The following is a 12,555-nucleotide window of genomic DNA, read 5'->3' on the forward strand; positions in this document are numbered from 1 at the left end:
CATACAAATAGATGTTAATTTGCTGCAATTTTCTTTCACCCATTGGGTGAAAGAATGGTTTTGGCTTAACGATTATAAATACTTGCTTAAAGGGTTATATGAGTAGATTGCACGTAGAATCTAGGTCAAAGTTATATTCATAAGAACTGATCCTCCTTAGGCCTAAAGCAGTTTGAGCAGAACGCGCTCGATCAGCGCTGGGGCGACGGCTTTGCGGTATTCTCCGGATGCTCGGAGGTTGGTGGCGAAATCGAGCTCATCGGCAGCCATTTTGGCGGCGGTTTTAGCGGTCTCTGGGGTAAGGCCATTTTCGTTCAGGTAAGCCATGGCGCCAGTCGCGAGCTTAGCCACGCGCGGGCGGATCCCAACGGAGATACGGTACTGGCCGTCGCAGACTGAGGCGGCGGCGTTTATAACAGCAAAGTCGCCCTTGGAACGGCGGATGGAGTCGAAAGCGGCCTTCGTGGTTTCAGGATTCTTGATGACAATTTTTTCAAGGATGTCAAAGCGGCGCTTGCGCTTTGCCAGGAATTCATTGAAGGCCATGCGGCGGTCGCCGTACATGACGAGCTCGGCGTCGAGGGCTAGAAGAGCCGTATTAGGGTCAGAGAAAGCGTACTTGCTGTAGGCGGTCGCGCCCAGAGTAGCAAGATTTCGGAACTGGACGCCGACGATATACTTCATGGCGTCAGACCACATGCCGGAGAAGCAGTTCTTTAGGTAAGGATCCGTTTCGATGCTGCGGAAGGTCGCCATAGCGCCAATTTCCACGGCGTTTTCGATGGGTTTTATGTAGTCGAGGCCGAGGTCAACAAGGTCCACTGCGAGGTCAATCGTTTTGTCGCCAAGCTTCAGCATTAGCATGCCACCGCCGAGGACCTGAGACTTCTTGTTGGATTTCAGAAGTGTCATGGCCTCGTCCATGGTTTGGGGACGGGCGTATTCGCGAATCGTGAGCATGAACAAATCCTCCTCTAAATGAAGTTGCGTGGGATTACTTTACCAACTGCAATGATGTAAGTGAAACGGCTTAGAAGCACGCGATGCAAGGCGCGCGTAAATTGGGCGATTCGAGCATACATTGAGGTATGTGAGTGAGCACAATTTACGCAGCAACGCCGCAGCGTGTCGCTTATAAGTCGTTTCTTTGAATCCTTCGCCGGATGGACCGGTTTGAAATACCAGATCCGTCCGCGAGTGCGTCATGGGGGGCATGACATCATTCTTTTAAGCGGCTTTTCAGTTAGCAGCGCTCGGCTTAGCGCCCGCAGCCTGTCCGGCCGGCGAAAGACTCAAAAATAAAAGTCAGCGCAAGGTATATATACCCTGAGCTGACTTGTTTAAGACTTAAAGATTCTCAAGCACGATCCAGCAATGCTATTGAAGTTGGATGTTTTTCGGTGAACATGGCGTTTCCCCGAACCACGGGATTATTATACGTCCGTGACTACAAATTGTCAATACAATTGAAGGCCTAAATAGGACGGTTCATCATTTTTCGTTGTTAAAAAGACACAAAGGCGTCGACGACTATTGCAGGAATTGACTGAAAAGTCGGAGTTTGAAGAACCATCGGCTAGCTCTCGTTAACTTCACCTCTTTGATTGTCTGTGTGAATTCAAAGATTTTTCTCTCTGACCAGACCGGCCTTAAAAAACTCAGCTTGATAATCTTTGTTTTTTTGATAGATGACCACGCCAAATCTGTCAATGTGTGTTTTTAGCATTTCATTTTCAATGGTGTTATAATCCAGGACATCAAAAAAATATGGAAGCGGCAGTTCTTCATTAAGACATTCACTCAATCTGCGAATGGTGGAACGGTCAATAATTTCACCCTTCACTGCCAGATCCACATCAGATCCCGGTTTGTAATTCCCCATTGCCCTGCTTCCAAAGAGAACGAGTTCCTCAATATTCGGATCCTTCTTAGCAGCCTCTAGAATATAAGTAAAATCTCTGTCTAAGAGTCCACTCTTTTCATTCTTCCACATTTTCAACCTCTCCGCTCAGCTTCTCATACAGCTTTTTCAGTTCTGGGAAGTATATTTCGGCAATGTCTGTGATCATTTTTTCTGCAAGCTTAGGGTCATAAGTATGAACTGTCAAATTTCGATCTGTGAGGGCGTCGATCCAGACATGTCCATTTTCAATAATTCCTGCCTGAAACGCTGTTTTAATTACTTCTCTCGGACTATTAACCTGAAATACCTGAGCCTCAAGATAATCTTTTAGCACTTTCCAGGCGAGTTCAAAGGAGACTTCAAAAAATTGAATGACCCCGGCGCGTTCCAGCTCGTTATCAATTGGGGCTCCAATATATTTTTCTAGAAGTTTGTAGGATAGCTCAAAATTTGCAAATCTCTGCTTCCATCTGACGACTTTTAAATCTGTCATTTGATTTTCTCCCTCCAATGAACCGTAGATCCATCCCTTTCAAACTCAGCAGTGACCTCTTCTTATCATCCTTCTATGGTGATTTATGATAACCAACCATCGGCCCAAACGCCCTAAAATTTAAACGTCAGCTGATCCACCTCGTGGACACTGTCAATGACGATGTCCTCCAGCACGCAGGGGACGCCCAGCAGGCCGGTGACGGCAGCTTCGAGCTCGTGGCAGGACTCCAGGTAGAAGACCCGGCGGCTGTACTCGACGAGCTTGGTATTCTGGCGGTTGTTCAGAATGGTTTTTTCGAGGGCGGTGAGAGTGCCGCGGGCGGTGATTTCAACGGTGCTGCCGTGAATAAAAGCCTGGAGGTCCCGCGGGCCTTTGCCGCTGCGCTCCTTGATCAGCGCGGAGATCTCCCCCCTCAGGGATTTTTCCAGAGCCTGCTTTTGCTCCAGATCCACCAGCTGATTGGCAATCAGCGTCGTGCGCACCGAGGCCTTCAGCACCTGTTCCGCCAATGCTTCGAGCTGCGTCACAAGGACTGTGGTGTCCACCGGCTTTACGTGATATTTAACAATACCCAGGTCCACCGCTTCCAGAATTGTGTCGCTGTCCGACAGGGCGCTCAGGATGATGACCGGCGTCCTGTATCCCTTCTCCCGCAGCGCCCGCACCATCTCAAGACCCGTCATGCCCGGCATGCGCAGGTCTGTCAGGATGATGTCCGGCAGCTGCTCCTCAAAGCGCTTCAGGCCATCCTGGCCATTCTCGCCGGTAATCAGCTTGCCGACCCGGCGCTTCAGAAATTTCGAAAACTCCTCCCGGGTATCCGCTTCGTCCTCCACGTAAAGAAGCCGGATGTGGGAAAGCAGGGATGGGGTGCCTTGGGTCATGGGGTCTCACTCCTTAAGGGCTCAAGATTGGGCTTTGCCGATGGTCGCGCGGCAGTCTCCCCAGCGGCGGCGTTGTCTGCTTGTCCCGCGTTTGCCAGGACCACAGCCTTCGCCGGGATCCGGATGGCAAAGCTGGCGCCGGCCGCATTACTCTCCTGCAGAATCAGCTGGCCGCCAAACTGATTCTCAATAATGGATTTCGCGATATACAGACCCAGGCCGGTGCCTTTGCCGCCGGTCTTGGTCGTGAAGTAGACGTTGAAAATGTCGTCCTTTAGCGCTTCAGGCACGCCGGGGCCGGAGTCTCGGACAATGATCCCGCAGCAGGCATCCGGTTTTGGCAGATTGGGTGCAGTGAGTTCCAGTGCCGTGACCGGGCTGCCCTGATCACTGAGACAGCCGCAATCATCGGGGGCAGTGAGCTCGATGTCTATAAACCTTTGATCCACAGACGTGCCCGCCATAGCCATGGCATCAATGGCATTGGTGACCAGGTTGAAGAGCACCTGGGAGAAGCCCTGTCTGGAGCCCGCCAGTTCGAAGGCGGCTCGGGCATGGATGCTGGCCTTCACTTTGTTGAAACGGAGGTTCTCCTCCAGCAGATCCAGAACGGTTTCGATTTCTTCCTGAGGCGAGAAGACTACCGGAGTGCTGTCCGGCTTTAAAAAGTCTCTGAAGTCATCTATGGTTTCCGACATTTTCTTGATGAGACGCTTGGATTTTTCAATGGCCTTGGTGAGCTCGTCCGGATGGAGATCGCCGTAATGGAAGCCGTCCTCCAGATTGCTGAGGATCAGGGACAGGTTGTTGAGAGGCTGGCGCCACTGGTGGGCAATGTTGGCGACCATTTCGCCGGTTGCTGCAAGTCTGCCTTGATGGGCGATCAGAGCCTCTTTCTGGCGGTTCTCGTCCAGTTCCTTTTTAAAGAGCCGCTCGAGCTCCAGGTTGATCTGCTCCAGCTTGAGGCTGAGGCGCTCTCTGCCCGGGACGTCCAGGACTTCCAGGGAATCCAGAGGTTTGATAGCCTCCGGTCCAATTTCCGCGGCAATGTCGTCGACTATGGCTCGGAAGCGGGCTTCGCTCCGTCGGACGGCCTCTTCCTCAAAGAGGTCCCAGGTGATGTCCTCGATCATGGCCAGGTTGACCATTTCGTCCGTTTCAGGGTCCTTGATCCGCGTCATGAAGACCCGGGCGTGGAGCAGGGTGCCGTCTTTGCGGACGTAAGTGCGTTCGATCTCGATTTCGTTCAGATGACCATCGGCAAGGGCTGAAAGCTCTTCTGAGCCCTGGTCTCTGGAGTTTGGATCCACCAGGTCCAGTATGTTCATTCCAATCAGCTCTTCGAGCGGATAGCCAATCTGTCTGGCCCAGGTTCCGTTGGCCTGAAGGATTGTGCCATTCATGTCTGCCATGGTGATGGCCAGGACGGCGTTGTCAAAGATGGACTGGTGGCGGGCGTAGGAACGGGACAGCGTCGCTTCCGCCTTGAGGCGCTCGGCGATCTCGTCGTTCAGCTCCCGGTTGCGCACGAAGAGAAAAAGCACCATGAGCACCACCAGAAGAATGACAAAAGCTATGATTTGCCCCTGACGCTTTTCCGTGTCCTCAATCCGGTTGGCTTCAAGAATGGCCTTATAATCAAACAGAATGGAATCAATGGGATACGTCTCCGCCATGAACCCCAGTTCTTTGAGGGACTGCTGCATATGATCCCAGCGCAGGGGGTTCAGGTTGCCTATGGCCACGACCGGATACAGCATCAGGTCCTGAACGACCTCGGCTTGAAAACGGTTGTACTGGGTGTGCTCCGTTTGATCCATGTCCTGTCGGGGGTGCTCCCGGCTTATGGTTATTGAAGTTACATCCGGATTTTTCAGCGCGTATTCCCAACCCTTGATAGTGGCTCTTCGAAAGCGCTCCACCAGATCAGGATTTGAGACCACAAGCCGGGTCGATGTAAACAGGGAGTCCCCGTAAAAGTCTATGCCGTAGTCGATGGGACGAATCACGCGGACGTCGATCCCTTCCCTGGCGGCGTAGTAGCCCATGGTGCCCAGGTAGCTGGGAATCACGTCAAACCGGCCGGTCAGGAGGTCTTCAAAGGCTATGCTCATGGAAGCGCTTCGCAGCTTGGCGTCATCCGGCACAATACCACGGGAGATCATCATGGCCTGGAGCTCCAGGTCCAGGGTGTCGTCGAGTCTGCGGGCGACATTCAGGGTGTTGAAGTCCTCGATCCCTTCGAAGGGGGTGTCGGCCAGCATGTAAAACTCCGTTGGGCTCTTCTGGAAGAAGGAAGCGACTATCTTAAGCTGATTATTGCCCATGTCAAGCAGGATATCCGAGGTGCCTACGCCAAAGTCGGCGCGGCTGCTGATGACCTCATCGGTGGGGCGCAGCACCTGTCTTCGCTCATCGAAGCCATGGCGGATCTCGACCTCAAGGCCCTCCTCTTCGTAATAGCCCTGCCAGAGGGCCTGATAATAGCCCGAAAACTGGAACTGAGGGTCCCATCTGAGCTGGAGGACGACTTTGTCCAGTTTGTCTTCGCTCCCTGCGAATGCAGGCGTGGCTGCCGGGATCAGGAGGGCGTTAAGGATCAGAAGCAAGATGAGGCATTTGATTGGTCTGAACATGGATCCCCGCCGCCTTTCACAGAGTTTATTACAATTGAGGTGAATTGTAAGGATTTATGTTGTCGCATTTATGTTATCGCATTTATTATATCTGAAATTGGGGGAATGCTCAAAAAAAGAAAAAGCCCCTTCAGGCTTTTATTTTGATATGGCTCGATATTGTCTGTTTCAGGGTTCATGGATATAAGTTCCTACAGTGAAAGTCCAAAGGCCCCAACGCCAATCATGAGCACCAGATTGAGAACGGAAATGATCGCAAAGGACACTACCAGGAGATATTCCTCCAGATCAACCAGGTGCGAGATCCGGTTTCTGAGACGGAAGCCTTTTACGGAAGCTTCTGCAGGGCGCTCAGGTTTTGTCTCTTCCTCTTTCACCTGATCGAGGTCAATGATGGAAATGGGCTTTTGACCGCTCGGCAGCAGGCTTTCGCCCCGGCCTTCCTCGGGCTTTTTCGAGCGCTTGGTCTCATGGATGATCTCCCAAATCGTGAGCAGTGCAAAAATCACTGTCCAGACCGCAAAAAACAGTGCCGTGTGTCTAAATTCCAAAAACGTCAATAATTCGATGGCGAACGCGGAGAGGATGGACATGTACAGTGCCAGACCTCGTCTTGGTCGCGTAGTTTCCTGCTGCATGGGTGGATCACCTCGTCTGGTTGATGGATTGGGCGACGTTCTGTTGGGATGAAGTAGTGTGGTTGAGGGTATTATGTGCCTATTGTCAATGGTCGGATGCATTCCATGTAACGTATTCCACGCTACGAGTTATGTTAATCCACTCTCATTTGCTTTTAATGATACCTTATTTACCATTAATCGGAAAGTGAAATTTCAATTTTGTTCACGGAATTTTAGAAAATTGAGGAATGCGGATGGTGGGGGGATGAGCAGGGAAAACTGGGTGTCTTCGGCTAGCGCCTATCGACCCCGAGTTTCTGTTGAGGTAAACCGGGTGTCTGACACCCAGTTTCAGTTGAGGCAAACCGGGTGTCTGACACCCAGTTTCTGTCATAAATAAAAAAAGGGAAACCGGCGCTCTTACCGGTTTCCCTTCCATGTATTTGAATTATACCAAACCCCGCTGCACCATCTGCGTCACGACAAAGGTTGCCACGTGCTCCGCGTAAGTGCCGGTGGAGAAGCCTGCATCGTAGCCAATTTCCTTTGCCAGCTCATGGCTGATCCTCGGACCGCCGGCGACGACCACCAGCTTGTCTCGGAGGCCTTCTGCCTCAATGAGCTCAATCAGGTTGGTCAGGTTCGGGATGTGAACGTCCTTCTGGGTGACGACCTGGGAGACAATCACGGCGTCAGCGTTCAGTTCGATCGCCTTCGCCAGGAATTCCTCGTTAGGCATCTGAGAGCCCAGGTTGTAGGCTTCAATGCCTTCGTAGCGCTCGAGGCCGTAGTGGCCATCGTAGCCTTTCATGTTCATAATGGCGTCGATGCCGACAGTGTGGGCATCCGTGCCGGTGCAGGCGCCTACAATGACGACCGGGCGCTTGATGTTTTCCTTGATGTAATCCTCAACGCCATACTTGTCCATGACCTCGACGTCGACTTTTGGCACTTCGATCTTGGTGAAGTCTACGGTGTGGGTGCCTTTGCCGTAGCACACGAAGAAGGTGTAGCCTACGCCCAGGTCTTCGTAGTGGCTGATCTGAGGCTCATCGACGCCCATCTTGAGGAGATAGAGGCGGGCGGCTTCGCGGGCTTCGTCGGAGTAAGGCACCGGGAGTGTGAAGCTGAACTGCATCATGCCATCGTTGAGGGTATCGCCATAAGGCTTGATTTTGGTGAGGTCAATGGTGGAATGTGCTGTGGTGGATGTGGTTGAACGACCATCGGCAGACATTATTATTCACCCTCCTTTCCAAGCATGAGTTCAATAAACGGATTGAAGTACAGGGCGTCTTTGACGACGACGCCGTCCAGGCCTTTGCCGCCGTTCATAGGGCGCTTGACGCCGGCGAACTTGCCTTTTTCAATGGTGGACATGATGCCTTCCTGCTCGATGTCCTTGAGCATTGCCGCCGCGTCCGCGAGCACCGCCTGAGCGCGGCTCTGGATCATGCCGCCTTCTTTGAACTCGATTTCGTCGCTGATGCTGCGCATATTGTTGAAGATGTAGCGGGCGTTTTCAATGGAGAGGGCGCGGTCCTGGAGCAGCGGCGTGTGGATGGCTTCTGTCAGCATGCCCGGAAGCTGGATGCCCTGGTTGGTCATGATGGAGACCATGTTGAAGAGCGCGTCCTGGACGTGGCCTTTGAAGATGTTGCCGTTCATGAATTTGGTCGGCGGCATGTACTTCAGAGGTGCTTTAGGGAAGATATCCCGTGCCATCTGGGCCTGGGACAATTCGAGGAGGAAGCCGTCCTTGAGGTTTGGATTCATCTCGAAGGCGTGGCCGAGTCCCATTTGCTCTTCTGGGAGCCCTGCGCGGAGGGCAAACTGCTCGTTGATGAACTGGCTGGCCAGGACGGTGTGTGCCTCTTCGACAGCATCGGCTGTGGTCAGGTAGTTGTCCTCACCGGTGTTGATGATGATGCCGGCAAAGCCGTTGATGATCCTGGAGAAATATTGGTCGACCAGGGTGCGCTGCATGTTGATGTCGCGGAACAGGATGCCGTAAAGGGCGTCGTTGAGCATGACGTCCAGGCGCTCGAGGGCGCCCATGGCGGCGATTTCCGGCATGCAGAGGCCTGAGCAGTAGTTGCAGAGGCGGATGTAGCGGCCGACTTCGTTGCCCACTTCGTCCAGGGCGCGGCGCATGATGCGGAAGTTTTCCTGGGTGGCGTAGGTGCCGCCGAAGCCTTCGGTGGTTGGACCGTACGGCACGTAGTCCAGGAGGGACTGGGCGGTGGTGCGGATGACGGCGATGACGTCCGCACCTTGTCTGGCTGCTGCCTGGGCTTGGAGGACATCCTCGTAAATGTTGCCTGTGGCGACGATGACGTAAAGGTATGGTTTCGGGCCTTCGCCTACATTTTTGATGAAGTCTTCGCGGTGCGCCCGGTTCGCGCGGATGCGCTCCACGGTTTTGACCGCGACTTTGTTCACTGCCGCCTGGATGTCCTCGACGGATTTCTCAGGGAGCTTGGCGAGCTCGATTTCACCTGCCGCGACGCCTTCTGCGATTTCCTGAGGGGTCTTGCCGGTGGCCAGCATGGCGCGGCCAATCCAGTAGGCTGCGCCCAGCGGGAGGCCGCCTTCCTTCTTGATGGCTTCGATCATGATGTTCGGCAGCGGGCGCTCCAGCTCATCGATGCCATCGATGCCGAGAAGTCTCGCGACGGTGCGCTCGACGGTGACGCTGGAATGCTGATCTATAAACGGCTGGATGTCCGCCGCAATTCGGGCTGCGGACTGCCGGGCTTCTGCCACCAGGCCAAAGTCCAGGTTCAGCTTGTTTTTCTGCATGGATGTTCACTCCTCTTTGGTTCGTTAGTTGGGTCTATTGTTGGGTCTTTTGTTGGGTCTTTTGTTGGGTCTTTTGTTGGGTCTTTTGTTGGTTCTTTTGTTGGTTCCGTGGGTTGGTGGGGTGGTGCGGGGTGTTTTGGGTGATTGGAACGGTTTTGGGGTTGGGGGGGGGCAAAAGGCGCAAGCCGCAGGCACTGAGTCTGAGTTGGGGTCTGACACTGAGTTTGTTTCGGTGTCTGACACTGAGTTTGTTTCGGTGTCTGTCACCAAGTTTGTTTTGGTGTCTGACACCAAGTTTGTTTTGGTGTCTGACACCAACTCTGTTTCGGTACCTGTCACCAAGTTCATTTCGGTGCCAGAGCTTAGTGTAAATTTACACCAACTCCACTGCTCAACCTCTCGGCGTGACAAGAACCTTTCGCGCCTCTTCCAATATCTTTTCATCCAGGCCCATCAGGGCGGCGATCTGAATCGCGTCCTTTGGCACCTCTTCCGGCGAATGGATTTCCTTCAGCCGGTAGTCCATGGAGCGCTTGAGAAGCTCGATCCCCTTCCCGGGATCGTTTTCCATCTCCAGCATCACGGACTTAAAATCAACAAAGCTCAGTCCCAGCACCTGAAGGTGCCTGACGTCCCTGGCATCCGCCAGGCCGTCAAAGTGGGTCGTAATCAGCGTCATGGCAGACGCCCGCTTTAAATGGTTTACAATGGCCATGGAAATGGCAAAGCCCTCTTTGGGGTTCGTCCCCCGGGCCAGCTCATCAATCAGAATCAAACCAGGCCCGCATGACAGCTTCACCGCCTCGGACACTTTCAGGATTTCCGCGCCAAAGGTGCTGAGCCCCTGATCCACGTCCTGCAGATCCCCTATGGAGGTGTAAATAAACGCCCGCGGCGTCAGCCGCATGGCCTTGGCCGGTACAAACAATCCATACTGGGCTACAGCTGTCAGCATGCCCACCATCTTCAGGGTCACCGTCTTGCCGCCCATGTTGGCGCCGGTAATACAGGTGACACCCGGGGTCAGACCCAGGCTGACCGCCGTATATCTTCCGCCTTCAGAACCGCTGTCCTTGGCCTTCTTAATCTGCTGCTCGACCTTGAGGTGACGGCCTTCAAAGATTTCCAGAACCCCGGAAGCCAGTCCCTCAGCCGCCCCTGTCTTCGGCGGGATAATGTCCGGCCGGACGCAGTCGAAGCCTATGGCGAAGTAGCCTTTGGCCGCCAGCAGATCCAGCCGCCCAATCGCCTTAACGTTCTCCTCCAGATAAGGCAGCAGCTCCCGGAGCGCCTGAGACAGGGTCTTTCGAACCTCAAACTCCTCAGACTCCTCCTCCGCCCGCAGATCCTCCACCAGGGAGCACATGTGGTCAATGGCATCATTGCCTCTTAATCTGTAAGTAATATTCACATAAGTCTCAGCGCTGTAAACCAGGTCGGGCTCAGCGTTCAGCCGTTCAATCAGCGCCCGGTCATCCTTGCCCACGGCCAGTTCGCCGCTCGGCCGGACTTTGACCCCCAGCCGCTCTTCCAGCCCAGCCCGGATGCGCTTACGCTCCAGCATAATCTGATCCTCGAGTTCTCTTAAGCGCGCCCGAACGCCCCTCAGTTCCTCAGCGTAATCATCATAAATATAAAAAGTCGGCGTGCCAACGCCCGCAGGATCCAGCAGCTGGTCCACTTCCGGCAGCGCGTGCACCGTGGCGTCAAGAGGCAGACGTCCCTTAAGAAGCACCGCCGTTTCCGACAGCTTCTTCATAGCCAGCGACAGCATCTTCACTTCGAAGAGCTCCGTCACCACCAGGACTTCCCCCGCCTTCAGCCGCAGAAACGTCCCCCGCAGATCCTTGACGCGCGAAAACGTGCCCCGCATGTCCACAAAAGCATAGCGGTTGGCACGAATAAGTTCCGTGATCCGTTCGACATTATCAAGCTCTGCGATCAGCGCCGTGGCTTCCTCCGGTCCATAAGGCGTCATAGCCTTCTTTTCCGACTCCCCATAAGGCGTATGCACCACTATGCGGCTGAAAATGTCATCCAGATCCAAATTTTTAATCACTTCAGGACTGAAGGGCTTCATAGATCAGACTCCCCTTCCATGACATCGAAGACCGGAATAGGCCGCAAGTCCTCTGACATGCGCCGCCTGAAGGTCTTGGGATCAAAGTAGTAGCCCTGTGGCGCGTAGGGATTGATGGTCACAGCCAGCACCCGGATGGGATCCAGGACCTTGACGCTGAGCCCGGCCCGCTTAAACAGCTGCCAGTCCCGGGCGTCCACAAATATCTTCGTGGCATCCCGGACAATAAGCGTCACCGCCTTGAAATGACTGCTGGCCGCCAGCAGGTCCCGCATAGTCTTCGTCACCAGGGACCCCGGCAGCACAATATACCGCGCGTGCTCATCCAGCACCTCGGCAATCTTGATGCCCGCCCCCAGGGCCGTCTTGGCTTCCACAGGCCTGACCTCGAACGCATCGTCAATCACCGCGATCTGCCGCTCCGCAAGACACTCCTCCGCCAGCAGCCGCACCACCGGATCCTGAAGCGTTTCCAGCTGCAGCAGGTGCACCCGGTGAATCGACTGCTCGATCACCTTGTTCATGTCCCGGCTCAGCACCGCCCCAGTCGACAGAATCGTCGCGTCCGTGATGGCCGGCGACGCGCTGGACACCCGGTCCAGAGCCCCGTCCACCAGCACCAGCTCCGCGCCAAACGCCAGCATCCGCTCCGACACCGCCCGGATCTCCTGGTTCGTCACCGGCCCGCCAATCTCCACGTTGCCGCTGCTCACCGCCCGGGCAATGACAATCCGCCCCAGGGACGACTGGTAATCCGTCATCTCCAGGACCTCCAGCTTCGCCTCCGAACAGTGAAACAGACTCTCCGCAGTGGCGATCAGCGTGCCCCGCTCTATGTAAATCATGGGTTTTTCCGTGCACGTGACCACATCCACCCGTTCCCCGTCTCTGCCGATGGACGTTAGCCCCAGCCTAATCCCCGCGTCAAACGCGCTGTACAAAATATCATTCAGAGCAGACGTCTTCCCGGCATTCTTGGCCATGCCAACCACCGACACAACGCGATAGTTGCCTCGGATCAGATCCAGAATGGACATGTGTGTCACCTCCTGTGCACAAAAGTGTAGGTTCATACTCAATAATTGAAACGCTGGGAAGCCGACCACAGTGGCAATGGCCCCCGCGGCAATCGAA

Annotated in this window: 10 protein-coding genes; all 10 read right to left on the minus strand. The window is 54.4% G+C overall.

Annotated elements, in window-relative coordinates; genetic code table 11:
* Positions 1-162 precede the first annotated feature (162 nt).
* Positions 163-960, minus strand: a complete 798-nt coding sequence (locus OEL90_RS06000; protein ID WP_291400737.1) for an FAD binding domain-containing protein — start codon at positions 958-960, stop codon at positions 163-165.
* 658 nt (positions 961-1,618) lie between these two features.
* Positions 1,619-1,993: a nucleotidyltransferase domain-containing protein gene (locus OEL90_RS06005; RefSeq protein ID WP_291400739.1), complete on the minus strand. Its 375-nt coding sequence runs from the start codon at positions 1,991-1,993 to the stop codon at positions 1,619-1,621.
* Complete coding sequence (locus tag OEL90_RS06010; protein WP_291400741.1) at positions 1,980-2,396, minus strand: nucleotidyltransferase substrate binding protein; 417 nt, start codon at positions 2,394-2,396, stop codon at positions 1,980-1,982. The genes OEL90_RS06005 and OEL90_RS06010 overlap by 14 nt, the downstream gene beginning before the upstream one ends.
* 113 nt (positions 2,397-2,509) lie before the next feature.
* Positions 2,510-3,283, minus strand: coding sequence for a Na-translocating system protein MpsC family protein (locus OEL90_RS06015; RefSeq protein WP_300687521.1), 774 nt, complete (start codon positions 3,281-3,283; stop codon positions 2,510-2,512).
* On the minus strand, positions 3,280-5,919 hold the full coding sequence (locus tag OEL90_RS06020) for an ABC transporter substrate-binding protein (RefSeq protein WP_300687523.1): 2,640 nt from the start codon (positions 5,917-5,919) through the stop codon (positions 3,280-3,282). The genes OEL90_RS06015 and OEL90_RS06020 overlap by 4 nt, the downstream gene beginning before the upstream one ends.
* Positions 5,920-6,110: 191 nt before the next feature.
* Positions 6,111-6,557 (minus strand): hypothetical protein, encoded by a 447-nt coding sequence (locus OEL90_RS06025; RefSeq protein ID WP_291400747.1) that lies wholly within the window; start codon positions 6,555-6,557, stop codon positions 6,111-6,113.
* Between the two features lie 430 nt (positions 6,558-6,987).
* A complete protein-coding gene (locus tag OEL90_RS06030) occupies positions 6,988-7,776 on the minus strand; it encodes an OAM dimerization domain-containing protein (protein ID WP_291400749.1) in 789 nt (262 codons plus the stop codon).
* A gap of 2 nt (positions 7,777-7,778) precedes the next feature.
* Positions 7,779-9,341, minus strand: a complete 1,563-nt coding sequence (locus tag OEL90_RS06035) for a lysine 5,6-aminomutase subunit alpha (RefSeq protein ID WP_300687525.1) — start codon at positions 9,339-9,341, stop codon at positions 7,779-7,781.
* Between the two features lie 391 nt (positions 9,342-9,732).
* Positions 9,733-11,421 carry a MutS-related protein gene (locus OEL90_RS06040; protein WP_300687527.1) on the minus strand — a complete coding sequence of 563 codons (1,689 nt, stop codon included), beginning with the start codon at positions 11,419-11,421 and terminating at the stop codon, positions 9,733-9,735.
* Positions 11,418-12,458, minus strand: a complete 1,041-nt coding sequence (locus tag OEL90_RS06045) for a hypothetical protein (RefSeq protein ID WP_291400754.1) — start codon at positions 12,456-12,458, stop codon at positions 11,418-11,420. Before OEL90_RS06045 ends, OEL90_RS06040 begins: the two co-directional genes overlap by 4 nt.
* Positions 12,459-12,555 lie beyond the last annotated feature (97 nt).

The sequence above is a fragment of the Acidaminobacter sp. genome, from assembly GCF_030247605.1.
Taxonomy (GTDB): domain Bacteria; phylum Bacillota; class Clostridia; order Peptostreptococcales; family Acidaminobacteraceae; genus Acidaminobacter.

What these genes read in the sequence shown, in the direction of transcription:
- OEL90_RS06000 (WP_291400737.1), bottom strand. Translation starts at nt 960, where the DNA reads ATGCTCACGATTCGCGAATACGCCCGTCCCCAAACCATGGACGAGGCC.
- OEL90_RS06005 (WP_291400739.1), bottom strand. Translation starts at nt 1,993, where the DNA reads ATGTGGAAGAATGAAAAGAGTGGACTCTTAGACAGAGATTTTACTTAT.
- OEL90_RS06010 (WP_291400741.1), bottom strand. Translation starts at nt 2,396, where the DNA reads ATGACAGATTTAAAAGTCGTCAGATGGAAGCAGAGATTTGCAAATTTT.
- OEL90_RS06015 (WP_300687521.1), bottom strand. Translation starts at nt 3,283, where the DNA reads ATGACCCAAGGCACCCCATCCCTGCTTTCCCACATCCGGCTTCTTTAC.
- OEL90_RS06020 (WP_300687523.1), bottom strand. Translation starts at nt 5,919, where the DNA reads ATGTTCAGACCAATCAAATGCCTCATCTTGCTTCTGATCCTTAACGCC.
- OEL90_RS06025 (WP_291400747.1), bottom strand. Translation starts at nt 6,557, where the DNA reads ATGCAGCAGGAAACTACGCGACCAAGACGAGGTCTGGCACTGTACATG.
- OEL90_RS06030 (WP_291400749.1), bottom strand. Translation starts at nt 7,776, where the DNA reads ATGTCTGCCGATGGTCGTTCAACCACATCCACCACAGCACATTCCACC.
- OEL90_RS06035 (WP_300687525.1), bottom strand. Translation starts at nt 9,341, where the DNA reads ATGCAGAAAAACAAGCTGAACCTGGACTTTGGCCTGGTGGCAGAAGCC.
- OEL90_RS06040 (WP_300687527.1), bottom strand. Translation starts at nt 11,421, where the DNA reads ATGAAGCCCTTCAGTCCTGAAGTGATTAAAAATTTGGATCTGGATGAC.
- OEL90_RS06045 (WP_291400754.1), bottom strand. Translation starts at nt 12,458, where the DNA reads ATGTCCATTCTGGATCTGATCCGAGGCAACTATCGCGTTGTGTCGGTG.